At 70.3% G+C, this 21,472-nt stretch carries 20 protein-coding genes and 31 tRNA genes; 40 read left to right on the forward strand and 11 right to left on the reverse strand.

The genetic code is table 11. From position 1 onward, the window contains the following. The first annotated feature begins 8 nt into the window (after positions 1-8). The 7 genes from ACPXBU_RS00715 (at position 9) to ACPXBU_RS00745 (ending at position 6,918) form a co-directional block, all read left to right on the forward strand. Positions 9-596, forward strand: a complete 588-nt coding sequence (locus tag ACPXBU_RS00715; protein WP_425755633.1) for an RNA polymerase sigma factor — start codon at positions 9-11, stop codon at positions 594-596. Beyond that, on the forward strand, positions 593-1,081 hold the full coding sequence (locus ACPXBU_RS00720; RefSeq protein WP_425755635.1) for a hypothetical protein: 489 nt from the start codon (positions 593-595) through the stop codon (positions 1,079-1,081). Before ACPXBU_RS00715 ends, ACPXBU_RS00720 begins: the two co-directional genes overlap by 4 nt. Before the next feature lies 1 nt (position 1,082). Further along, positions 1,083-3,614 carry a CHAT domain-containing protein gene (locus ACPXBU_RS00725; RefSeq protein ID WP_425755637.1) on the forward strand — a complete coding sequence of 844 codons (2,532 nt, stop codon included), beginning with the start codon at positions 1,083-1,085 and terminating at the stop codon, positions 3,612-3,614. A 65-nt stretch (positions 3,615-3,679) separates the two neighbouring features. Then, positions 3,680-4,633: a hypothetical protein gene (locus ACPXBU_RS00730; RefSeq protein WP_425755639.1), complete on the forward strand. Its 954-nt coding sequence runs from the start codon at positions 3,680-3,682 to the stop codon at positions 4,631-4,633. 130 nt (positions 4,634-4,763) lie between these two features. Beyond that, entirely contained in the window at positions 4,764-4,994 is a 231-nt protein-coding gene (locus ACPXBU_RS00735) for a hypothetical protein (protein ID WP_393368212.1), read from the forward strand. Between the two features lie 94 nt (positions 4,995-5,088). Beyond that, the gene (locus ACPXBU_RS00740) at positions 5,089-6,273 is read left to right on the forward strand and encodes a radical SAM protein (RefSeq protein ID WP_425755641.1); all 1,185 of its coding nucleotides are present in this window, start codon (positions 5,089-5,091) and stop codon (positions 6,271-6,273) included. A gap of 81 nt (positions 6,274-6,354) precedes the next feature. Then, positions 6,355-6,918, forward strand: coding sequence for an RICIN domain-containing protein (locus tag ACPXBU_RS00745; protein ID WP_425755643.1), 564 nt, complete (start codon positions 6,355-6,357; stop codon positions 6,916-6,918). 393 nt (positions 6,919-7,311) lie between these two features. Here ACPXBU_RS00745 and ACPXBU_RS00750 read toward each other — a convergent pair whose 3' ends face one another. Further along, on the reverse strand, positions 7,312-9,159 hold the full coding sequence (locus ACPXBU_RS00750) for a glycoside hydrolase family 15 protein (protein ID WP_393368220.1): 1,848 nt from the start codon (positions 9,157-9,159) through the stop codon (positions 7,312-7,314). A gap of 494 nt (positions 9,160-9,653) precedes the next feature. Between ACPXBU_RS00750 and ACPXBU_RS00755 the strand changes: the two genes are divergently transcribed. The 29 genes from ACPXBU_RS00755 (at position 9,654) to ACPXBU_RS00895 (ending at position 12,465) form a co-directional block, all read left to right on the forward strand. After that, a tRNA-Trp gene (locus ACPXBU_RS00755) sits at positions 9,654-9,726 on the forward strand. 109 nt (positions 9,727-9,835) lie between these two features. After that, positions 9,836-9,911: transfer RNA gene (locus ACPXBU_RS00760), tRNA-Pro, on the forward strand. Between the two features lies 1 nt (position 9,912). Beyond that, positions 9,913-9,988: transfer RNA gene (locus tag ACPXBU_RS00765), tRNA-Cys, on the forward strand. 1 nt (position 9,989) lies between these two features. After that, a tRNA-Glu gene (locus ACPXBU_RS00770) sits at positions 9,990-10,063 on the forward strand. A 17-nt stretch (positions 10,064-10,080) separates the two neighbouring features. After that, positions 10,081-10,153: transfer RNA gene (locus ACPXBU_RS00775), tRNA-Gly, on the forward strand. Positions 10,154-10,160: 7 nt separating this feature from the next. Continuing rightward, positions 10,161-10,237: transfer RNA gene (locus ACPXBU_RS00780), tRNA-Gln, on the forward strand. A gap of 77 nt (positions 10,238-10,314) precedes the next feature. Beyond that, a tRNA-Gln gene (locus ACPXBU_RS00785) sits at positions 10,315-10,386 on the forward strand. A gap of 5 nt (positions 10,387-10,391) precedes the next feature. Further along, positions 10,392-10,469 (forward strand) — tRNA-Leu (locus ACPXBU_RS00790). Positions 10,470-10,471: 2 nt separating this feature from the next. Beyond that, positions 10,472-10,548 (forward strand) — tRNA-Thr (locus ACPXBU_RS00795). Between the two features lie 14 nt (positions 10,549-10,562). Next, positions 10,563-10,634 (forward strand) — tRNA-Met (locus tag ACPXBU_RS00800). A 13-nt stretch (positions 10,635-10,647) separates the two neighbouring features. Beyond that, positions 10,648-10,721: transfer RNA gene (locus ACPXBU_RS00805), tRNA-Leu, on the forward strand. A gap of 79 nt (positions 10,722-10,800) precedes the next feature. Then, positions 10,801-10,873, forward strand: a tRNA-Ala gene (locus tag ACPXBU_RS00810). Between the two features lie 27 nt (positions 10,874-10,900). Continuing rightward, positions 10,901-10,973 (forward strand) — tRNA-Asp (locus ACPXBU_RS00815). Positions 10,974-10,978: 5 nt separating this feature from the next. After that, positions 10,979-11,061, forward strand: a tRNA-Ser gene (locus tag ACPXBU_RS00820). Positions 11,062-11,176: 115 nt separating this feature from the next. Next, positions 11,177-11,251 (forward strand) — tRNA-Ile (locus ACPXBU_RS00825). Between the two features lie 11 nt (positions 11,252-11,262). Beyond that, positions 11,263-11,335: transfer RNA gene (locus ACPXBU_RS00830), tRNA-Arg, on the forward strand. A 4-nt stretch (positions 11,336-11,339) separates the two neighbouring features. After that, positions 11,340-11,413 (forward strand) — tRNA-Pro (locus ACPXBU_RS00835). 5 nt (positions 11,414-11,418) lie between these two features. Then, a tRNA-Pro gene (locus ACPXBU_RS00840) sits at positions 11,419-11,492 on the forward strand. 4 nt (positions 11,493-11,496) lie between these two features. Next, a tRNA-Ser gene (locus tag ACPXBU_RS00845) sits at positions 11,497-11,582 on the forward strand. Position 11,583: 1 nt separating this feature from the next. Continuing rightward, positions 11,584-11,659 (forward strand) — tRNA-Lys (locus tag ACPXBU_RS00850). A 3-nt stretch (positions 11,660-11,662) separates the two neighbouring features. After that, positions 11,663-11,735 (forward strand) — tRNA-OTHER (locus tag ACPXBU_RS00855). Between the two features lie 7 nt (positions 11,736-11,742). Further along, a tRNA-Lys gene (locus tag ACPXBU_RS00860) sits at positions 11,743-11,813 on the forward strand. A gap of 2 nt (positions 11,814-11,815) precedes the next feature. Beyond that, a tRNA-Met gene (locus tag ACPXBU_RS00865) sits at positions 11,816-11,891 on the forward strand. 2 nt (positions 11,892-11,893) lie between these two features. Continuing rightward, positions 11,894-11,965, forward strand: a tRNA-Val gene (locus ACPXBU_RS00870). Between the two features lie 6 nt (positions 11,966-11,971). Further along, a tRNA-Glu gene (locus tag ACPXBU_RS00875) sits at positions 11,972-12,045 on the forward strand. A gap of 1 nt (position 12,046) precedes the next feature. Beyond that, positions 12,047-12,120: transfer RNA gene (locus tag ACPXBU_RS00880), tRNA-Asn, on the forward strand. 96 nt (positions 12,121-12,216) lie between these two features. After that, positions 12,217-12,288: transfer RNA gene (locus tag ACPXBU_RS00885), tRNA-Val, on the forward strand. A gap of 20 nt (positions 12,289-12,308) precedes the next feature. Beyond that, a tRNA-His gene (locus ACPXBU_RS00890) sits at positions 12,309-12,382 on the forward strand. A gap of 1 nt (position 12,383) precedes the next feature. Beyond that, positions 12,384-12,465, forward strand: a tRNA-Tyr gene (locus tag ACPXBU_RS00895). Here ACPXBU_RS00895 and ACPXBU_RS00900 read toward each other — a convergent pair. Further along, on the reverse strand, positions 12,431-13,168 hold the full coding sequence (locus tag ACPXBU_RS00900) for an LAGLIDADG family homing endonuclease (protein ID WP_425755646.1): 738 nt from the start codon (positions 13,166-13,168) through the stop codon (positions 12,431-12,433). The genes ACPXBU_RS00895 and ACPXBU_RS00900 overlap by 35 nt on opposite strands. 200 nt (positions 13,169-13,368) lie before the next feature. Between ACPXBU_RS00900 and ACPXBU_RS00905 the strand changes: the two genes are divergently transcribed. Continuing rightward, positions 13,369-13,441: transfer RNA gene (locus ACPXBU_RS00905), tRNA-Arg, on the forward strand. 9 nt (positions 13,442-13,450) lie between these two features. Then, positions 13,451-13,521 (forward strand) — tRNA-Cys (locus ACPXBU_RS00910). A 32-nt stretch (positions 13,522-13,553) separates the two neighbouring features. Here ACPXBU_RS00910 and ACPXBU_RS00915 read toward each other — a convergent pair. The 4 genes from ACPXBU_RS00915 to ACPXBU_RS00930 form a co-directional block, all read right to left on the reverse strand. Then, complete coding sequence (locus tag ACPXBU_RS00915; protein ID WP_425755648.1) at positions 13,554-13,757, reverse strand: hypothetical protein; 204 nt, start codon at positions 13,755-13,757, stop codon at positions 13,554-13,556. Between the two features lie 192 nt (positions 13,758-13,949). Continuing rightward, complete coding sequence (locus ACPXBU_RS00920; RefSeq protein WP_425755650.1) at positions 13,950-14,339, reverse strand: hypothetical protein; 390 nt, start codon at positions 14,337-14,339, stop codon at positions 13,950-13,952. 123 nt (positions 14,340-14,462) lie between these two features. Further along, positions 14,463-15,281 (reverse strand): inositol monophosphatase family protein, encoded by an 819-nt coding sequence (locus ACPXBU_RS00925; RefSeq protein WP_425755652.1) that lies wholly within the window; start codon positions 15,279-15,281, stop codon positions 14,463-14,465. Positions 15,282-15,367: 86 nt separating this feature from the next. Then, positions 15,368-15,919, reverse strand: a complete 552-nt coding sequence (locus ACPXBU_RS00930) for a GNAT family N-acetyltransferase (RefSeq protein WP_393368229.1) — start codon at positions 15,917-15,919, stop codon at positions 15,368-15,370. Positions 15,920-16,078: 159 nt separating this feature from the next. On the opposite strand from ACPXBU_RS00930, the gene ACPXBU_RS00935 reads away from it, so the two are divergent. After that, the gene (locus tag ACPXBU_RS00935; protein WP_393368230.1) at positions 16,079-16,705 is read left to right on the forward strand and encodes a class I SAM-dependent methyltransferase; all 627 of its coding nucleotides are present in this window, start codon (positions 16,079-16,081) and stop codon (positions 16,703-16,705) included. A gap of 3 nt (positions 16,706-16,708) precedes the next feature. On the opposite strand, the gene ACPXBU_RS00940 is transcribed toward ACPXBU_RS00935, so the two are convergent. Next, positions 16,709-17,497: a hypothetical protein gene (locus tag ACPXBU_RS00940; RefSeq protein WP_425755655.1), complete on the reverse strand. Its 789-nt coding sequence runs from the start codon at positions 17,495-17,497 to the stop codon at positions 16,709-16,711. Between the two features lie 184 nt (positions 17,498-17,681). Between ACPXBU_RS00940 and ACPXBU_RS00945 the strand changes: the two genes are divergently transcribed. Beyond that, entirely contained in the window at positions 17,682-18,983 is a 1,302-nt protein-coding gene (locus ACPXBU_RS00945) for a M16 family metallopeptidase (RefSeq protein ID WP_425755657.1), read from the forward strand. Positions 18,984-19,008: 25 nt separating this feature from the next. Here the strand turns inward: ACPXBU_RS00945 and ACPXBU_RS00950 are convergent, their stop codons facing one another. From ACPXBU_RS00950 to ACPXBU_RS00965, 4 genes are all read right to left on the reverse strand, one after another. After that, positions 19,009-19,245, reverse strand: a complete 237-nt coding sequence (locus ACPXBU_RS00950; protein WP_393368236.1) for a hypothetical protein — start codon at positions 19,243-19,245, stop codon at positions 19,009-19,011. Between the two features lie 110 nt (positions 19,246-19,355). After that, entirely contained in the window at positions 19,356-19,637 is a 282-nt protein-coding gene (locus ACPXBU_RS00955) for a hypothetical protein (protein WP_393368238.1), read from the reverse strand. Between the two features lie 148 nt (positions 19,638-19,785). Beyond that, positions 19,786-20,172, reverse strand: a complete 387-nt coding sequence (locus tag ACPXBU_RS00960) for a hypothetical protein (RefSeq protein ID WP_425755659.1) — start codon at positions 20,170-20,172, stop codon at positions 19,786-19,788. Beyond that, positions 20,169-21,458 carry an NAD(P)/FAD-dependent oxidoreductase gene (locus tag ACPXBU_RS00965; RefSeq protein WP_425755661.1) on the reverse strand — a complete coding sequence of 430 codons (1,290 nt, stop codon included), beginning with the start codon at positions 21,456-21,458 and terminating at the stop codon, positions 20,169-20,171. Before ACPXBU_RS00965 ends, ACPXBU_RS00960 begins: the two co-directional genes overlap by 4 nt. Positions 21,459-21,472: the final 14 nt, after the last annotated feature.

The raw sequence follows: 21,472 nt of genomic DNA on the forward strand, positions 1-21,472 counted from the left end.
ATGTGCCGGTGGACCGCGCGAGCGCATCGCTCGACCGCGCGGCATGCCTCGGCGAGCGCCTCGATCGGGCCAGGGCGGGCGACCGGGACGCCCTCGACGAGGTGGTCCGGGAACTCAACCCGCTGCTGTGGCGCGTCGCCCGGGCGCAGGGCCTCACCGCCGAGGAGGCCGCCGATGTCGTCCAGACGACCTGGCTGGAGCTGGTACGCGGACTGCACACCATCCGGTCCTCGAGCGCCCTCACCGCGTGGCTGGTGACCACCGCCCGCCGGGAATCCTGGCGGGTCCGTGGGCTCGCGCAGCGGCAGACGCCGCACGACGCGGCGACGCTGGAGTCCTCGCCCGACCCGGATCCCGGCCCCGCCGACCTGCTGCTGTCCGAGGAACGTGACCGGGCGCTGTGGCGGCACGTCGCGCGGCTGCCGGAGCGGTGCCGGGCGCTGCTGCGGATCGTCGCGCACGTCGACCGCCCCGACTACACGGCGGTGGCCGAGGCGCTGGACATGCCCCGTGGCAGCATCGGGCCGACCCGTGGCCGGTGTCTGGCGAAGCTGCGGGAGATGCTGGCCGCCGACTCGACGTGGAGCCCGACATGACCGCCCCGCACTCCGCCGACCAGCCGCTCGACGGCCTGGACCAGGCGATCCTGGACCAGTTGGCAGCGGTGCTCACCCAGCTCGACCCGCCACCCCCCGACCTCGACGACCGGGTACGCCTGGTGCTGGCACTCGACGACGTCGACCGGGAGGTCGCCCGGCTGCGCGAAGAGCAACTCGTCGGCGCGGTGCGTGGCACGCAACGGACCCGCACCCTGACCTTCGACGCGGAGAGCCGAACCGTGATGATCACGATCGTGGACCGGCCCGACGGCCTGGTCCGGATCGACGGCTGGCTCGCGCCCGGCGCCGCCGTACGGGTCGAGCTGCGGCACCCCGCGCCCGACCCGTCTCAGACGGTGGAGTCCGACGCGTCCGGCCGGTTCGTGCTGGACGGTGTGCCGCACGGCCTGGCGCAGGTGGTGGTGCACCCGGCACGGGGTGAGCACGCACCGCAGGTGGTCACCCCGGCCCTCGCCCTGTGACATGGACCAGGCCGCACTCGTTCGCCGGGCCACCCGCTGGCACGCGGCGGGCCTGGCGTCCAGCGACGCCGGCCAGCCGGGGCGGGCCGCCCGGGAACTGCGGGCGGGCCTGCGGCTGGCGAAGAGCCACCCCGGCCTGCGCGACATCCACGCCCGCCTGCTGATCAGCCTCGCCTGGGCCGAGTCCGAGCGGGGCCGGGTGGAGCTGGGCTTCCGGCTGCTGGACGAGGCCGAGGCACTCGTGGCTCCACCGCAGCGGCCGATCCTGCTCGGCCAGCGGGCCCTGCTGCTCAAACGCAGCGGCCGCAACGCGGAGGCGCTGCGCCAGTACGACGAGTCCATCGGCCTGTTGGGCGACCTGACACACCCGCCTGATCTGGTCAAGGCGCTCAACAACCGCAGCCTCGTGCACCTGGAGGCGGGCAACGTCCGGCTCGCCCGGGCCGACCTGCGGCGCTGCGCCGAGGTCGCCGCCCGGCACGGGCTCGGCCTGCACGTGGCCATGGCGCGGACGAACCTGGGTTGTCTCGACGTGATCGCCGGTGACCTGCCCGCCGCGCTGCGTGCCTTCGCCCAGTCCGACGCCGACTACCGGATGCTCGCGCCGGGCCGGCTCGCCAACCTGGCCGTGGAACGGGCCCGCGCGCTGGTCGCGGCCGGGCTCTACCGCGAGGCCGAACGGCAACTCGCCAGCGCGGTGGAGCGGGCGACGCGGCAGCAGCTCGGACACACCTACGCGGATGCTCTCCAGGTGCGCGCGGAGGCGGCCCTCCTCGCCGGCGAGCCGGTCGCTGCCGCGCACTGGGCCCGACGCGCCCGCGCCGCGTTCCTCGGCCGTACCAACGTCCGCCGTGCGGCCCTCGCTGCCCTGCTCGAGCTGCGCGCCGACCAGGCGGTCGGCGAGGTCGACCAGGCGACGGTGGCCCGGCGCGCCGGGGTGCTGGCCGGCCGGTTGGCCCGGCTCGGGCTGCCCGAGGACGCCCGAGTCGCCGGTATGGTCAAGGCCCGGGCGCTGGTGGCCGCGGGACGACCCCGCCGGGCGGCGGAGCTGATCGGGCGACAGCCCGGACCACGGCGGAGCGATCGGCTCGACACGCGCCTGCTCTGGCACATGGCCCGCGCGGAGGTGGCGGCCTCGACCGACCGGTCGGCCGAAGCCCGGCGCAGTCTGCTGGCCGGAATGACCGCTCTGCACCGGCACCGCGCCCGGTTCGGCTGCGCCGACCTGCAGACCGGGGCCGCAGTGCACGGCCGCGACCTGGCCCGGGCGGGGCTCGCCGCGGCGTTGGCAGAGGGCTCCGCCAGCGCCGTCTACCGGTGGTCCGAGCGGGCCCGGGCGCAGGCGCTGCTGCTGCCGCCGGTGCGGCCACCCGACGACCCGGTCGCCGCCGAGGCGCTGGAGGAGCTGCGCCAGCTACAGCACCGCGTCCGGCAGGCGGAACTCGCAGGTCACCCGACCCTGGCCTTCCACAGTCGACTGGAGGCGCTCCAGCGGGTGATCCGGGAGCGCGCCTGGGCGACGCCGGGTCCCCGGGACGCGGCACCGCCGACGCCGGCGCCGCTGACCGCCGTGACGGCGCAGCTGGCCGGCGCGGCGCTCGTGGTGTACGTGGCCACCGGGGACGTCCTGCGCGCGCTCGTGGTCACCGACCGGGGGACCTCGGTGGTGGTGCTCGGCGACCGCGGCACGGCCGAGGAGGCGGTACGACGGTTGCGCGCCGACCTGGACGCGCAGGCGGGCCGGGCCATGCCCGCCCGGCTGGCGGCGGTGGTCCACGCCACGACGCGCCAGGACGCCGACCGGGTGGGCTCGATGGTGCTCGATCCGGTCCTTCCGCTGGTCGGCGACCGAGACCTCGTGGTGGTCCCGACCGGGCTGTTGCTGACCACGCCGTGGCACGCCCTGCCAGCGTGCGCGTCCCGGCCGGTCACGGTGGCGCCGTCGGTCGGGGTGTGGCTGGCCGCCCGGCGCCGCCTGGACGCCGGCCGGCCCGTCGCCGGGTCGGCTGCGGTGGCGGTGCTGGCGGGACCGGGAATCCCCCGAGGGGAGGCGGAGGCCCGGGCCGTGGCGTCGCTGCACCGCGGTGCCGTGGTGCTCACCGGGCCGGAGGCGACCCCGGCGGCAGCACTCGCGGCGATGGCCGGCGCCGACCTCGCCCATGTCGCCGCACACGGCCAGCACCAGACCGAGAACCCACTGTTCTCCACGCTGGAGCTGGCCGGCGGCCCGCTGATGGGCTATGACGTGCAGGAGCTGCGGACCGCGCCGCGTACCGTGGTCCTGTCCTGCTGCGATCTGGGCCTGACCGACGTGCGGCACGGCGACGAGGCGCTCGGCATGCCGACCGCTTTGCTCGCCGCCGGCACCGCCACGGTCGTCGCGAGCGTCGGTCGGGTCGCCGACGAGGCGGCCACCGAGATCATGGTGGCCTATCACCGGGCGGTCGTCGCGGGCCGGCCACCGGCGGCGGCACTGGCAGAGGCCGTACGCGACAACCAGCCCCCGAGCTTCGTCTGTTTCGGCGCGGGCTGAACCGACAGCACCAGAGTCGCGCCGACAGCAGGTATCCAGGACGCCGCCCGGCCCCCCATCCAGGCATGACTGACCACAATGTGAGGAAGCTCCCCCGCCGGGCGGGTCTCGCCGCCGGCCTCACCGTGCTCGCCCTGGCGGCCGGTCTCCTGACGGGGTGCCGCCCGAACGGCGGCGCGGCCGGCGGCGGTGCCGAGAACCGCCCCGGCACGGCCAACGGTCTCGCGAAGGTCGCCGGAGGCGGCTGCCCGCCGGCCGGCACCCGCAGCGGCGGACTGCTGCCGAAGTTGGACGAGAAGAACTACACCTCGATCGAGAACCCCTGCCTGCCGCACGTCGACCTGGTGAGCGAGGTGACCCAACGGATCGTGCCCGGGCAGCGGCCCCGGGTCGGCCAGTTCCTCGACAACGTCGGCCGCTTTGCCGACCGGCTCGGGCAGGTCAACGACGCCGTCCAATGCGCCTACGAGACCGACCGGCTGGCGGTACGGATCTACCAGAGCCGACGCGACTCGTGGGCGGTCGGCGTCGTCGCGGTCCTCCGTGGCCGCCTCGGCGCGGTCGCCGACACCACCGCCTGCTTCCTGATCAAGCAGATTCCGCTCTTGGACCTGGCCACCCGGGGCAATGGACCGGAGCAGGACAAGCCGGCGTACTGCTTCGACACCAGCCACCAACGACGCGACGGCGAGGACTACACGATCATGTGGATCGGCTCGTCGGCGAACACCTGCCGGGGCCTCCAGGACGGCCTGGTTCCCGGCGACGGCCGGCTTGTCGCGGTGAAGGCCCACCCCGACGTGTCGATGCGCACCGGCCCCTCCACGAGCGACCGGGTGCTGCGGACGGTGCCCGACGGCACGCTGGGCCGGGTGACCTGCCACCGCACCGGGGAAGCCGTCAAGGGCGACGACGTGTGGGCCCGGACGACAGTCCTGGGCGACACCGGCTGGATCGCGGCGGCCCACCTGGACAGCGCTCTGCCGATCCGCGGCACCCGGTTGTGCCCGGACAACTGAGCCGCACCGTCCCCGCTGGCGGCATTCGGCCGGGGGAAACCCGACGGATCGGTATCTGCCGGCGACCCTCCCGCCACGTATCCAGGAGACCGGCCGGAAGTCGTTCCGGCCGGAGAGGGGAGCAGGACAGATGTGCGGTATTCAGATCGGTGCTGAAGAGCTGGAGAGCATCCTCGTCAACCGGGGGCCGGACGTCTCCGTTGAAGAGGCCCTCGCCTGCGGAGTCCAGATCGGGGCGCCGGAGGTCAGCCGGGTTCTCGCCAACCGCAGCTCCGCGCAGCTCACGGACGCCGCCTGCGGGATCCAGATCGGCGCGCCGGAGAACGCCACGCTGCAGCAGAACGCCGGCCCGGACGCCTAGCCAAGGTGCGTTACCGCGGGGCCCGTCGGCGGCGGTGACCCGCCTACGGGCCCCGCTGACCCGACACGCAGCACCATCGAGGGAAGGAAAAGTCATGATCGGCACCCGTCTGGACGACACCGACGCGCCGCGCCTGATCCGTAGCGAACATGGCTGGTGGTTCATCGGGAACCAGACCTGGACACTGCTGCGCCCCGAGTGTGTGGGCCCCGACGGCACGGTGGACGACGCCACCACTGGCATCCTGCGCCGCACCGGGGCGTTCCAGCCGCGTGTGCCGGCCTCGTTCTCGCTGACCGTGCTCACCACGACCACCTGCAACCTCGGCTGTGGCTACTGCTTCCAGAACACCGGGCTGGACGACACAGGCGGCGCACGCCCACCGCGGATCCGGCGGGCCTGGCTGGACACCGACACCGTCGAGCGCATCATCACCTTTGCCCGCGACCGGATGCGTCGGTGCGAGCTTGATCGCCTCTACCTGCTGCTGTTCGGCGGCGAGCCGCTGCTCAACCCGCGTGGCTGCCTCACCCTGCTGGACCGAGCCCGCGGCATCGGACTCGACCAGTGCGCCATGACCACGAACGGCGTCCTGCTGAGCCCGAGGCTGGCCCGCGAGCTGTACGCGGCGGGTCTCAACGGCGTGCAGGTGACGTTCGACGGCAGCCGGGCGGACCACGACCAGATCCGGGTCAAACGGTCCGGGGCACCCACCTTCGACACCATCCTGCACAACGTGGCCCGCGCGACCGAGGTCACCGGGCTCAACTGGAATCTGCGGGTGAACGTGTCGCACCACAACTTCGACCGGATCGCCGACCTCGTCGGGGAACTGGCCGCCGGCCTGAACCCCGAGCGGTGCACGGTGACGTTCGCCTGGGTCGGCGACGCGGGCTTCGGGTACCGCAACACCATGCGACACATCGACGATGTCAGCGATGCGTTCGCGAGCTGGAGCATCGCGGCACTGGAAGCGGGCTTCCGGATGGTCCGACCCAGCATGAGAACCACCTGCCACATCTGCTCGACGCCCGGAGGTCGGTACGGCGCCGTGGTCAACGCCGACGGTCAGCTCTTCAGCTGCTGGCAGTCGGCCGGAAAGCCCGGCTTCGAGGTGGGCAGCATCGACGAGGGGTACCTGGACGTGGCAAGCGTCCCGGACCGCTGGGTGCGCTGCGGTTACGAGTACGACCAACCGCCAACCGCGCTGGCCGACACCTTCCAGGACCGGGTGGACGGCCGGTTGCTGGACTACCTCTACACCAGCGGCCGCCTGTAACCCTGCGGACAGACAACGCCGTATCTGGCGCTGGCCGGCCACCCCCTTCTCGATATCGTCAACTCCCCTGGAAGGAACGGCATGAAGATCCTCCGCCGGACGTCCATGGTGCTCGCGGTGTGTGTGGGACTCCTCGCCACCAGCCTGGTGGCCGCCTCGCCCGCCAGCGCCGCCACCGAGTACTCCTTCAGATCCGCGAGTTCCGCCACCAGCGAGCACCCCTTCGGCAGCCTGTGCATCGACGTGTCGTACGCCAGCACCGCCAACGGCACGGCCATCAAGCAGTGGCCCTGCGACGGCGGCGCGGCCCAGAGGTGGACCATGGTCTACGAGGGAAGGTGGGGCGGCGTCGTCTACTACCAGCTTGTCAGCTCGCTCTGGTCGCCCGACGGCCCCAAGTGCCTCGACCTGCCCTGGGGCAACCCGGCATCCGGTCAGACCCTCCAACTCTGGGACTGCCTGGGTGCCGCCCGGCAGCTCTGGTCCGTCGCGCAGGTACCCGGCGTGAATGGCTACGCACTGCGCAACCTCCAGACCGGGCAGTGCGTCGATGTCCCCTGGGGCGACCCCATCGCGGGCAACGCCCTGTGGCAGTGGACCTGCAACAACACGCCCGCCCAGCAGTGGCTCCTGCGCGGCTGGTAGACGGGCCGCCGCCTGATCAACCGAGCGGTTGATCAGGCGGTGGGCGGGTGGCCCCGGAGGCTGCCGCGTCGTGGCTGCTGTCGTCGGTGCGAGCCCTGTCACTGACCCCACCGCCTCCGACTCGGATGCGGCCAGGACGGATGCTGTGACTCACCTACGGCAGTTCACCTGGACGGACTACGACGGCGTCGCCGAGGTGTGGAAATCCGCGGGCCGGGACGTGCTACCCCGGGCGGAGCTCGCGGCCACGCTCGTACGCGAACCGCAGTTGTTCCTGGTCGCCGAGCACGCCGGCACCCTGGCGGGGGTGGTGCTTGGCACCTTCGACGGCCTGACCATCCGGTTTCGACGCGGTCCTGCGGCGACCGGGCTGCCGGCCAGAGCGTGTGCGCCCTACCGACGGCGGCGGGCCTCGCTCTCGGCGTCGAGCAGGTCGTTGAGCGTCAACGCTGAGTTGATCAATGAGAGATGGCTGAACGCCTGGGGATAGTTGCCGATCTGCTCCCCGGTCGCGGCGATCTCCTCGGCATAGAGACCCAGGTGATTGCTGAACGTGAACATCTTCTCGAATGTGAGTCGGGCGTCGTCGAGGCGGCCGGAACGGGCCAACGCCTCGACATACCAGAAGGTGCACATGTTGAAGGTCCCCTCGTGACCGGGGAGACCGTCGGGGGAGTGCGCCGGGTCGTAGCGGTGGACCAGGCTGTCGGAGACCAACTCACGTTCGATCGCGCCCAGGGTCGACTGCCACAGCGGGTCACTCGGCGTGACGAACCCGACCGCCGGCATGGCGAGCAACGCCGCGTCCAGCACGTTCTCGTCGTACGCCTGCACGAAGGTCCCGCGGGCCCGGTCGTAACCGCGGGCCATGACCTGGTCGTAGATGCGGTTGCGTTGCTCGGTCCAGCAGGTCAGATCCCCGGGACGGCCGGTGCGGGTGGCCAACCGGATGGCCCGGTCCAGCGCGACCCAGGACATCACCCGGCCGAAGGTGTAGTTACGGGGGTGGTGGCGGCTCTCCCAGATGCCGGCGTCGGGCTGGTCCCAGTTGTGGCAGAGCCAGTCGACGAGCCGGATGGTGCTCTTCCACACCTGGTGCGAGACGCGGATGCCCTGCTCGTCGGCGAGGTGCATGGCGTAGAGCGCCTCGCCGTGGATGTCGAGCTGGATCTGGTCGGCCGCGCCGTTGCCGATCCGCACCGGCCGCGAGCCGCGGTAGCCCTCCAGATGGTCCAGCACCTCCTCGTGCAGGTCGGAGGAGCCGTCCACCCGGTACATGATCTTCAGGGGGTCCTGGTGCTCGCCGGCCTCGCGGATCCGCTCGTCCAGCCAGTTCATGTACCGGCTGACCTCCTCGGTGAACCCGAGGCCCAGCAGCGCGTGCACCGAGAACGACGTGTCGCGTACCCAGGTGTAGCGGTAGTCCCAGTTACGGGTCCCGCCCACCAGCTCGGGCAACGCGGCGGTGGGCGCGGCGATCATCGCGCCGGTCGGCGCGTACGTCATGAGTTTGAGCGTGATGGCGGAGCGCTCGACCATCTCCCGCCAGCGGCCGGTGTAGCGGGAGCGTTCCAGCCAGCGCCGCCAGTAGTCCCGAGTCCACTCGAACATCCCCTGGATCTCCTCCGGCGGGATGATCCGCGGCTCGGTGCCGGCGGTCTCCAGGACCACCCCGCCGGTGTCGCCCTCGTTGAGCGTGCCGTACGCGACCAGGTCGCCGCCCTCCAGATGGACGTCGCCCTGCTCGGAGATCAACCGCCGTACGGGGTCGACCGGGTTGAACGTCAGCGTGGCCGACCGGCTGCGGAAGACGTAGCCGTTGTGGTGGCGCTCCAACTGATGCTCTTCGCGGGCGTAGTCGAAGCGCGGCCGGCACTCCACCTTGAAGCGCATGCTGCCACGGACCATGGTGACGATGCGGACCAGGCGATGGGCGTCGGTGGCCTTCTCGCCGGTGACCGGCATGAAGTCCATCACCTCGGCCACACCGTCGGCGCTGATGAACCGTGTGATCAAGATGGGTGTGCCGGGGAGGTAGAGCTGCTTGGTCACGTACCGCACGTCGTGCGGCGCGATCTGGAAGTAGCCGCCCTTGTCCTTGTCCAGCAGCGCGGCGAAGATGCTAGGCGAGTCGAACCGCGGCGCGCAGAACCAGTCGACCGTCCCGTCACACGTCACCAGCGCGGCGGTCTGCAGGTCGCCGATGAGTCCGTGATCCTCGATCGCCGGATAGCTGTCCACGTCTCTCCCCGGTTCGGCTGCGTCCTGCGCATCGAACTTAGGTGGAGGAACGTCGAGTCAGGTGAGTTTCGCGTTCAGCCACCCTGACGCGTAGCCGATGGGCTCCGACCGGCCGGGAAACTGCTGATATTTCGACGGCCGGGAGCCTCAGCCGGCCGCCCAACGCCAGTGACCCGCCACCGCCGCCACGAGCCACATGAAGGTGGCTCGGAATATCCATTGCCATCCGAGCGGCACAACGCCTACCTTGAATGAGCAAGGCCGATCCGACAAACCCAAGGAGCTCCCCGTGTTGCAGTATGCCTACGCCGAACCTACGCGGTTGACGCCGCGCGGCGGTGTCGTGCTGCCCTCGATCGGGCGAGCCCACGATCTGTGCGCGAGTGAGCAAAACTGGAAGCCGGGGTGGCGGCGCGAATAGCGTCAGCGCAAGCTGCGAAGCCGCCCGCCCCGACAGGGACAGGGCGGCTTTCTCGTTACCGGAACAACCCCGTAGGGGCGTAGCTCAACTGGTAGAGCACCGGTCTCCAAAACCGAAGGTTGCGGGTTCGATTCCTGCTGCCCCTGCATTTCGTCTCGGCTGCGGCCGGCGGCGTGGCAAATTCTCAACTCCACAGTGGATGGCATGAACAAGACCCCGGCCGGCGCCTGCACGGGCCGGCCGGGGGCACAACCTCCGGGACGAGGGAGACGGCTGACCCGCTCGCTTTGGGAGCGAGAGACACGGGGTTCGACACCCCGGTCCCGGACCATGGGGATGTAGCTCAGCGGGGAGAGCACCGGCGCGGCAGACCGGAGGTCGAGGGTTCGAATCCCTTCTTCTCCACCAGGGGCCGTTGGAGCAAGGTGGCAGCTCACCTGGTTCTCAGCCAGGAGGTTACGGGTTCGAGCCCCGTACGGCCTACGTAAACGAAATGCCATGCGGTCGTAGTGAACTCGGCGGACACGTCGGTCTTCCAAACCGAAGAAGCGGGGTCGGTGCCCGCCGACCGCTCGACCGTTCCGGGATGCTCTGCTGGCAAGGGCGACGGGACTTTGGATCCCGGTACAGACGCAGGTTCGATTCCTGCTCCCGGAGCTGACACGCGACCGGCGCAGAGTCGCCAATGCAGCGCCGGTCACCGGCCGGCGAACCCGCCGTTCGTCGACCACCATTCCCGGGTCGTCTATTCGGTAAGACGCCGCACTCTGGATGCGGAGAGCTGGGTTCGAATCCTGGCCCGGGAGCGCAAGCCCTCGTAGTCCAACTGGCAGGAGACGCGGCCATGAGGCGGCCGACAGTGCAGGTTCGAATCCTGTCGAGGGCACCAGTCCGGTGTAGCTCACGGCGGCGCTGCACCACACTTGTCATGTGGCGGACGCGGGTTCGATTCCTGTCTGTCACCGGCGCTGGCTCACTTCTCGCCGACGTAGCTCAACGGCAGAGCGTCCGGCTCATAAACGGAAGGCACCCGGCTCGACACCGGGCGTCGGCACTCAGCAACCCATGCCCGGGTAGCCCAATGGCAGGAGGCACCTGGTTCAGGACCAGGACAGTGCGCGTTCGAGTCGCGCTCCGGGTACGCGAGGTCGGAGGAGTGGTGTGCAACTCCACCGTGCGTTAGCAGGAGGCCCGGCTCGACTCCGGGCGTCCGAACCAAGGGGGACGTGGCCCAGGTGGTAGGGCGTCTGTTTCGCACTCAGAAGGTCAGGGGTTCGACTCCCCTCGTCTCCACTCTTCCGGCCCTCGGGCCGAGACCATGCTGGCGTAGCTCAGTGGCGAGAGCATCCGGTTGTCAGCCGGAAGGCCGCGGGTTCGAGTCCCGTCGTCAGCGCGCACGGAGGGTTTGCCATAGGTAGGGCAGACGGACTGCTAATCCGTTGCGGCTCCGGCCGTTGTGGGTTCGACTCCCGCACCTTCCGCAATGGGTCGACAGCGACTGCCCCTGCCTGCTCCCGCAGGCAGGAACCGCTCCTCGAAGTCGACCTTCGCCGCCCGCGTCTCGGGGGTGTAGTGCCCGGAAGTCACTTCCACCAAGCCGTCGTAGCTCAGCCCGGTAAGAGCACCGACCTGATAAGTCGGGGGCCGCTGGTTCAAATCCAGCCGTCGGCACGCAGCACAATGCCCCCGTAGCTCAGTGGATAGAGCGCGACGCTACGAACGTCGAAGTCGCTGGTTCGATTCCAGTCGGGGGCTCTTTCGGGACGTGGCGCAGTTTGGTAGCGCATCCGGCTGGGGGCCGGAGGGCCGTCGGTTCGAATCCGGCCGTCCCGACTCAACGGGTACTAGCTCAACTTGGTGGAGCGCCGGCTTCGGGAGCCGGAGGATGGGCGTTCGAATCGCTCGTACCCGACAATGAGGGGTAGCGCCCAGTGGTGGGCAACCGGTCTTGAAAACCGGGCCATCGGAAACGATGAGGGTTCGACTCCTTTACCCCTCGCCATGCGCCGGTAGCTCAGCGGCCAGAGCTGCTCACTCTTAATGAGTATGTCGTGGGTTCGAGTCCCACTCGGCGTACCAGATCCCCCGGTAGCTCAGCGGATAGAGCGCTGGTTTCTAAACCGGGTCGTGGCAGGTTCGATTCCTGCTCGGGGGACGTTCACGCCGCTCGCGCCTGATGGCCGGGCTCCGGACTTTTACTCCGGACTGCGGGGTTCGATTCCCTTCGGCGGCACTTGCGGGGTGGAGGAGTTCGGTCGTCCTCGCCGGCCTCATAAGCCGGACATCGCGGGTTCGAATCCCGCCCCCGCTCCCGCCCCGGTAGCTCAGCGGGAGAGCGTCGGCTCGACAAGCCGAAGGTCGCTGGTTCGACACCAGCTCGGGGTACGCAGACGCGCGTTCGGTTATGGGTAGGCCCCTAGTCTTTCAAGCTGGTGAAGCGGGTTCGAGTCCCGCACGCGCGACCATTCCGGCGTCGCCCAATCGGTAGGGCAGCGGATTGTTAATCCGTACAGGTACTGGTTCGAGTCCAGTCGTCGGAGCGATGGAGGGGTCCCGGCGGTCACGGGGACGCCGTTGGAAACGGTGTAGAGGGCGGAAGTCTCCTCGCGGGTTCGAACACCACCCCTTCCGCGCATGCCCGCGTAGCTCAACGGGAGAGCGCCTGGTCCACACCCAGGGGGTCGGAGGTTCGACACCTTCTGCGGACACTGGCCTTCGGGCCGTAGATGTGGCTGTAGCTCAGCGGTAGAGCGCCCGGTTGTGGTCCGGGTTGTCGCGGGTTCGAGTCCGCCAGTCACCCCAAGCGCGTCGTGAGCGGCTGGTCGCTCCCCCGCCTGTAAAGCGGGCGCCTTACGGCACGCCTGGTTCAAGTCCAGGGACGCGCACCGATATCAAGCGGTCCACAGCGCCGGCACGACGAGAGAGCATCCATGGTCTTATGGCATCGAGAAACGGCAGGAGAAGCCCCTTCCGGTAGAGCTGCCACCTGTGGGCGGGCCGATGGTTCTCTCGGCTGCGCTTGACCGCTCCGATGGATCCGCCGCCCGCGAGCTGCGCGAGCCGTTCAAGGACGTCAAGGTCGGTCGACGTCACCTCCAGGTGCGGTGGCCCGATCCATCCCTCGCCCTCAACCACCCCGGCTGCCCATGCTGCGCCTGGCGGGTCGCTCAAGGTGTAAGACCACGAGGGCGTAGCCAGGTCTGGCGGGTTCGTGAAGTTATCAATGAGGAGAGCCGCCGCTTCCCGTCGCCGCTCGGAAAGTAGCGGGTGGATCTTCTGGACCAGCCAAAACAGATCGTCGCGCCGCTGGATGCCAAGAATCCACGATGGCTTGTGATGGTCCACACTTGGGGTGTATGACCACATTCGCGGGGTGAACGGAAGGTGCTCGGCCAGCTTCTCGATCACATCGAGATCGGTCATCTGGATTCGGACAATGCCGCCACCGGAGCGTCGCCGAACGAAGGTGCCCTCACCTTCGATGAGGCCAGCTATCCAGGCCAGCCGCGCCGGGTCGGGCTCGTTGGCGATCGCGGTGCTGTCGTACGTACAGGAGCGGCACTGTTTGGCCTTCAGCGACTTGGGCACCCCGCACGCGCACGGAGCCTTGGCCTGCCGCCTCCGGTACTGACACCCGCCGCACAGTCGGTGTCTCGTGGTAGCGACGAACTGTCGAGAGCAGCCGGCGCAGACTCGCGGTCCGGCAGAGTTGGTCATGGGCCAATGATAGGGGCAGCAGGTCCCCTCCGCCCGCACGCCTCGGTTCGAATCTCTCCACTCCCACGCATGCCCGCGTAGCTCAGGGGACAGAGCACCAGCTTCCGGAGCTGGGTGTCGGGGGTTCGATTCCCTCCGCGGGCGCTTCTGTCTGGTCGTGTGCCCGAGTGGTGAGGGAGCGGTCCGCAAAACCGTCTACGCCGGTTCGATCCCGGTCACGGCCTCAACTGCCATCCACTGTGGAGATGAAGCTCGGTTACGGCAGGAGCCCGATATCTCTCGGCCAATGCAGCCAGGGTGCGACCCTGGGTGCCGCGGTGACAAGGGCGACCGCGAGCACCGTGATGACCGCTTGCCCGATCCGGCCGAGCGTGATCCCAGGAGCGGTGTCCAGTACGTAGTTGGCGTACCCGTTCGCCACCGCGTCGCTGGCGAGCACGACGCGGGTGCACCGGCCCACCGTCGCGACGGTGTCCGTGTCGCCGCCAATGATCCCCCTCGGTCGGGCAGTGGCCGACCGACCGATGCTAACGCGATGCCCCATCGACGTCGGCCTCGCGGGCTCCCGGCGATGATCTGCCGACGGGCGGCAGAGCCACCCGGGAAGGTAGGGCCAATGGGGGACGACGACGGCCCCGACGGATCCGTTCGGTCAGCCGCCCGGGCAGCGGTTGTCACCGCCGCTGTGCACCACGCAGTGTCCCGGCGGGCCGGGCGTGGTCGCTGCCGGCGCCGGATCGAGGCTCCCGCCGGCAGCGACGGCGAGCGGCATGGCGGGTATCGCGATGACGACGGTCAGCACCAGGAAGACGACCGCGGTGCGCACCAGCCGCAGGTGGTACGCGACGAGCGCGATGAGGGCTGGCCCGGCGGTCGCCGCGATCGCGGCGACCAGCAGGGCCTGGCTTGCCCGACGTTGGATGTCGTCGAACTCGTCGGGTTGGTCGTCGTAGGTGGCGCTCCACTGCTCCAGGGCGATGCCCATCCACCACAGGGCCACGGCGATCAGTCCGCAGACCCAGACCAGTGTCAGGAATCCCACGATCGGACCACCTCGTCGGCCTGTCGCTACCTCTTCAGACGTCACGCGGTCCAGGGTGCGGGGCCTGACCCGGCCGGGCATGAGGTCGTGTACTCAGGTTTGCCCGGCGGCGGAACGTGTTGGCTAACGCCCTTCGGTCGCTTGAGGTGCGCCGGCCCCGAGGGCGTCGAGCGCTGCGGTGTGCAGGGGGCTGCTGCGGGCGAAGAGGGCTGGCCCGGGGGTGGGGTGTGTCTGTCCGGCGAGCCCGCTGTAGCGCCCGCCCGCCTCTTGGACGATGAGCGAGGTGGCGGCAAAGTCCCACACCTGTCCCCGAGTCTGGATGGCGAGGTCCAACTGTCCGCTGGCCACGAGCAGCGCGGCGTGGGTGCTCCAGGGCACTGTCGATGTCATGGCGTTCAGCGGCGCTATCATTTCGCGTTCAGCCGGGAGGAGTTCGTCGTCGGTGGGGATCACGCCGAGCCGACTTCCGCGGAGCGTCTCCCGTCCGTCGACATCGACGGTGATCCGTCGCTCGTCGGTCGTCGTCAGCCCGGAGAAGTCCGCTCGGAATGCTCCGCTGTCCCGCTGCGCCCACCAGATGTTCCCCTGGGCTGGTACCGCTGCCACTCCGACGACGATCTCGCCGGCCTCTTCCAGGGCGACGAGCACCAGCCATCTGTCGTCGCCGGCGATGAACAGAGCAGTCCCGTCGATCGGGTCGACGATCCAACGGCGCCTGCCCCGACCGCTCTGCCCTTCCTCCTCGCCGAGGATCGCGTCGCCGGGCCGCGCGTCGGCTAGCACCTCTCGGATGGCCGCTTCGACAGCGCGATCAGCTTCGGTCACCACGCTGCCGTCCGACTTCAGCTCCCGGGGTAGCTGCGCGAGGGTCGCAAAGTATCGCAGACCCACTGCGGCGCCGGTCAGAGCGGCTCGGCGGGCAAGCGAAAGATCATCTTCCATGACCGCCATTATCCCCAGGTCGGCCACCTGGTGCCGGCGCCATCGGAAACCGTGGAGCGAGTCGCGGTACCGATGAGATAGCTGGTCTACTCGGCGGTCTGCCACTGCTCCAGGTACTCCTCGGCGGTGATGCCGAGCAGGACGATGTCGTGTTGGCGACCCCGCCCGAAGTGGCTGCGGCGTCGGCGTCCCTCCTCGATGAACCCCAGGCGTTCGCAGAGCCGCAGGGACGGCTGGTTGAACGGCAGCACCTCGACGTTGCATTTCTGGTAACGCCGCTCGCTGAACATGTAGCGCAGCAGGAGGACGGCCGCCTCGGTGGCGTGCCCCCGGCCGCGCCGCTCCGCGTCCAGCGCGATGCTCGCGCCGAAGGTGCCGTTCCAGGGTTGCGCCAGCCGGGTCGACACGGTGCCGAGGATCTCGTCGTCGTGGGTGGCGACGATGGCGAGGGTGAACTCGTCGTCCTCGCGGGCGGTGAACTCGGGGGAGGTGCGCCGCTGGAACACCGTGGCCGGCCGGGGTGGTACGACGCCGCCCTGTTCGGCGTACTCGGCGTCCTCGGCGATGCGGCGCAGGACCGGCCAGTCGCTCGGCTCCAGGGCGCGTAGCCGGACGCTCGTGCCGGTCCATGGATGCATCGTCGTCACCTCTCGGTCGAGCTATCTTTGAGGAAAGCTCAATATAGGACACTTTGGGTGACGGAAAATACCACCAAATAGAGTGTTGGTGCTTAGATCGTCAGGAAGTCACTGATAGTGCCACCTGTGGTACTCCCAGGTCGTGACATAATCATCCCGATGGATGAGCATGGCCGTGAGGCCCAGTCGGTGGCCCGGTTCAACGAGTGGGCGCCGCGCTACGACGACGATGGCGTGCAAAGGATCTTCGCACCCCTGCATCGGACCACTCTCGACTGGGTGGCCGCGCTGACCACCGAACCGGCGTCGTTGCTCGACGTCGGCTGCGGCACCGGGGCCCTGTTGGAGGCGGCGGCGTCCCGCCTCCCCGGCGCGCGCCTGGTCGGCGCCGATCCGGCCGAGCAGATGGCGCGCCTCGCCCGCCGACGACTGCCAGCCGGCGCGCAGGTGGTCTGCTCCGGCGCCGATCCGCTGCCCTTCGCCGACGGCGCCTTCGCCGTGGTGGTCAGCACCATGGCGTTCAACTTCTGGCCGCGTCCCGTCGAAGGGCTGCGCGAGGCGGCCCGGGTGCTCGCCCCGGGTGGGCTGCTGGTGATCGCCGACCTGTTCGCGGTGGGCTGGCTGCGTACCGTCGCGCCGATGGTGGGGGCCGGCAACCGGCCGCGCAGCCGGCCCGCGATGGGCCGGCTGCTGGCCGATGCCGGCCTGCGGGTCGTCGGGTGGCGCGCGGTGAGCCGGCGCGGGCCGGTGCCGATCCTGCACGCCGTGGCGGCGACCCGCCGCTGACGCTCAGCTCGCGCTGATCGTGCTGCGCCAGCCGCCCCGGCGGAACTCGATGTCGCCGGCGTAGGTGGGTGGAAGGCCGAACTCGGCCAGCCGGGTGCCGGCGTCGATCGTCACGTCGACCGTCGCCACGCTGGGGGGGCGCAGGGCGTTCTGGTACGCCATCGTCACCTCGCCACGGCGTCCGGCGGCGTAGATCGGGGCGCTCGGCGCCTCGTTGACCGGCGTGGCCGCCGGTTCGGTCACCAGGGCGCTACGCCTGTGGTCCAGTCCGGCGCCCTGGAAGGCCATGGTGACCCGGTTGCGGCCATCGGCGTCGGCCACGACGGACTGGGTCGCGGCCACCGGCCGGACCTTCAGGCCGAGCAGTTGGGCCTGCGCCACCAGGGACAGGTTCGTCGTGCCGTACCAGAGCTGGAAGAACGCCTCCTGGGGTACGCCGTCGCGCGACTGCAACAGCGTCAGGCCCATTGTGGTGACGTGCCGTCCCGGCCACCGGTGACCGTTGACCTCCACCCGCCCGCAGTGGTGGTCGGAGACCAGGAGGTAGCCCAGGTCCGGGCTCGGCGGGAACGGCGCGATCTCGTAGCGTGCGGGTATCGCCGCGCGCAGCTCGGTCATCGGCGCGAGCAGCATCTCGTTGAACTCGTAGCAGTCCTGCTCCACCGTGGACACCGACCGGGCGCTGGTGGCCGCGGACGCCGACGGCGCCTGGAGGGCCACGGCGAGCGCGACGACCAGCGGGCACAGCGCGATGGCGACGGCGCGCAGCGCCGCCCGTGGGTATCTGGTCATGGCTCCCGCCCTTCGGTTCCGACCCGGGTCGGGTCCGTCAGCCCGAATTCTTTCCCGACGCCGGCCGTGGGCGGCAGACCAACCGACCTGACCGATGGGCCAGCGCCGGTCGGGGTCGCCGAACGGGCAGGGGCCGTGCGGGCACCCGATGTGCGACGGTGTGGTGCGAGGAAGGGAGGGCGGCGTGGTCGAGGAGAGCGAGCTGGCGGCGACCATCCGGGAGACCACACTGCCCGGCGGGCTGCGCGTGATCACCGAGACGGTGCCCTCGATGTCGTCGGTGGCTCTGGGCGCTTTCGTCGACGCCGGCTCCTGCGACGAACCGGCAGCTCTCGGCGGCCTCTCGCACTTCCTCGAACACCTGCTCTTCAAGGGCACCCAGCGACGCGGCGCCCTCGAGGTGGCCCGCACCATCGACGCGGTGGGCGGCGACTCCAACGCGCAGGCGTCCAAGGAGCTGACCTTCTTCCACGTGCGGGTGCGCGACACCGAGCTGCCCCTCGCCGTCGACCTGCTGCTCGACCTGCTCACCTGCCCGCGGCTGGACGCCGACGACGTCGAAGCCGAGCGGCGGGTCATCCTCGGTGAGCTGGCGATGCAGGAGGACGACCCGGGCAACGTGGTGCGGACGCTGCTGGGCCGGACGCTCTTCGGCGACGGCTCGCTGGCCCGCCCCGCGGTCGGCACCCGTGAGTCGGTCCTGGCGATCGACGCCGACGACGTGCGCGACTTCTACCACCGGCACTACCGGCCGGACCGGGTGCTGATCGCCGCCGCCGGCAACGTGCGCCACGACGAACTGGTCGAGCTGGTCGCCGCCGCGGTGGCCCGCGCCGGATGGCAGGGCACGGCCGGCGGCGCGGACGCCGCCGCCGTCGACGCCCGGATGCGCGACGGCGGGCCGCGGGTGCGGGTGCTGCAACGGCCCTGGGAGCAGGCGCACGTCACGCTCGGCGTACGCGGTCTGGGCCACACCGACCCCCGGCGGTACGCCATGACGGTGCTGGGCACCGCCTTCGGCGGCGGCCTGTCCTCGCGCCTCTTCCAGGAGGTACGCGAGAAGCGCGGTCTGGCCTACGCGGTCGGCTCCTACGCGATGAGCTACCGGGAGACCGGCACCTTCGTGCTGTTCGCGGGGTGTGCGCCCGCGAAGGTCGACGACCTGCTCGCCTGTCTCGGCGAACAAGTCGTCGACCTGCGGGCGCGCGGCCTGACCGACGACGAGCTCGACCGTGGAAAACGGCAACTGGCCGGCAAGTTCGTGCTCGGCCAGGAGGACACCTACTCCCGCATGACCCGGATCGCGAGCAGCCGGCTCTTCACGGGCGTCGCGGAGTCGGTGTCCGATGTTCTCGACGGTATCGCCGCCGTCCGCGCGGAGGACGTCGACGCGGTGGCGGCCGAGCTCTGGGACGTCGGTCGGTCGCGCTTCGCCGTCGCCGGGCCGATGGACCCGGACCACGACTTCGCGGCGGTACTTCCGTGACGAGCCGGCGCGGCGCAGCGCCGGGTCATCCCACCAGCCGTGGGTCGTGGGGTCCGGTCCGGGTGGCGGCCCGTTGGTCGCCACCCTTGCGGCCGGAGACGACGTACGCGAAACTGGAAGCCTTCGCCGGTGCCGGAGATGCGGTCGGTGCGGCGGGGGCGGTCGCTGTCGGCGCGGTGGAGCGCGCCGAATCGAGCTGCCACAGTTGGCCACTGTCAACACGGGCCTCTACATCCGCGGCGACGGTCTCGATGCGGTTCATCGTGATTCTCCGTGACGCGGACGGGCACGGCCTGGCAGTGGACGGTGTGGCGGGGTTCCCGTCGGCCGGGTGGAGCCGGCCGACGGGAACCCAGGAATGCCTTACCGGGGTCAGGAAAGCCCGCCGATGGCGGCCTGACGGGTCGCGACGAGCTCGTTGACCGGCATGTCGACGAAGTTGCCACGCACGCCGGTGAACGCGCCGTAGCCGGCCTCCGGGCCGTTGAACACGGCCTGCATGAACTGGTAGCCGGCGCCGACGCCGAGGATGAAGCCGGCGACGGTCGGGCAGGTCATCGTCGGAACGGTGGCCTGCACGGACTCCAGCGGCCGCAGGTAGTCGCTGTCGACCTCGGGCAGCAGGTTCTGGGCGACGGTCTCGATGCGGTTCATCGTTCTTCCTCCCTTGGTAGGTGTACCGGTGTTCCGGTGACTTCTACGTTAGGAAGACGAGCAGAGAGAATCATCCCTCATATTGTTGGTTTGGATCGGGGCCGCCGGGGGCATGATGGTCGATCGCCCCCGACGGCCCCGGATGTGTTCAGCCGCGCGCCACCCGAGCGGCGCTGACCAGACACACGGCGGCCGGCAGCAGCCCGACGACCCAGGCCCAGTCCTGGTCTCGCAGCAGGTAGTAGCCCACCAGGGCGGCCACCAGCGCGATCCCGTAGGCGTTCAGCGTCGCCGCCGCGGCGCGGGCCGGCTCGGCGCCGGCGCCCGAGCGCCGGCGCAGCGACGAGTTGAGCCACGCCAGCGCGCCGACGAAGAAGATGACACTGAAACCGAGGACGGCCTGCACACCTGACGGCAGGCGGCCCGCGCCGAAGAAGATGACGACTGTCAGCGCGGCCAGGGCCAGCACCCCCGCCACGTAGCGGGTCCGGGTCGAGTCGCGAGACCCACCGTGGGCATTGGGTCGTGCGGTCATACGCGTTCTCCTTCCGCTGCCGCGGCCGCCGGGGTGGCGTCGGGAATGTCGAAGTAGGTGGACATCGCGGCCGTGCCGGAGATGACGGCGATGAACGCCTCCCGGGCCGACCCCAGTTGCTCGTTGAAGGCCATCATCGCCTCCGCCTGCTGGAAATAGTCCTCCACGTCACGGTTCGGATTGTAGAAGAACCGGACATACTCCAAGAAACCGGAAACCATCTCGTGGTAGCCGGCGTGGTACCCCTCCAGCGCCCGCTCGGCCAGGTCGGGGCGGCGCACCGCGACGTCCGCGGCCCGCGCGGCCGGGTGGGAGGCCAGGATGGACAGGCAGACCCCGCCGGAGAACAGCGGGTCGATGAACGCGCCGGCGTCGCCGACCGCGAGCCAGCCGGGCCCGGAGAACCGATCGGTGAGGTACGACCAGTCGCGCGTGGTGCGGAACTGGTCGACCTGCTCGGCGCCGGCCAGCAGGTGCTTGAGCTGACGGCTCTCCGCGACGCCGCGGGCGTACAGCTCGGCGATGTTGACGTCGGCGGCCTTGACCGTCTCGGTGGGCGTCACGTAGCCGACGCTCAGCGTCGGCGGCGTGGTGCCCACCGGGATCGCCCAGAACCAGCCGTCGGTGACCTTCTCGACGAGGATGTTGCCCTCCTGCCCGGCCGGCAGGTCGCCGGTGGGGGAGAAGTACGTCCAGTAGGCGAGGCTGCGCAGGTCCTCCTGCCAGCTGATGGTGGCCAGGTGCCGGGTCAGTGCCCGGGCCTGCCCGGAGGCGTCGACGACAAGCGCCGCGCGCACCACGCGGGGCGCCTCGTCGCCGATCGTGTACGAGACGCCGACCACCCGGCCGTCCTCGATGACCGGCAACCCGACGGTGGCCTGGAACCGCACCTCCGCGCCCAGCTCGGCAGCGCGGTCCAGCAGCAGCTTGTCGAAATCGGCGCGGCGCACGTGGTACGAGTACGGGTAGGGTCCGCCCAGCTCGGCGAAGTTGACGTTCCACAGCTCGCGCTTGGCGCCCCAGACCAGGCTCAGCCCGTTCTTCTTGGGAAAGCCGTACGCCTCCAGGCGTTCCAGCAGCCCCAGATCCTCCATCACGCTGAGCATGCCGGTGATCAGCGACTCGCCGATGTGGTAGCGGGGGAAGGTCTCGCGCTCCAGCACCAGCACGCGGTGCCCGCGCTGGGCGAGCTGGCCGGCGGTGCACGAGCCGGCGGGGCCACCGCCGACGATCACGACGTCGAAGAACTCGTCTCCGGCGGTTCCCGATCCGGTCGGATCTGCCATGGGAAGTCTCCTTC

Origin of the sequence: Micromonospora sp. DT231 (assembly GCF_049847025.1) — a bacterium.
Taxonomy (GTDB): domain Bacteria; phylum Actinomycetota; class Actinomycetes; order Mycobacteriales; family Micromonosporaceae; genus Micromonospora.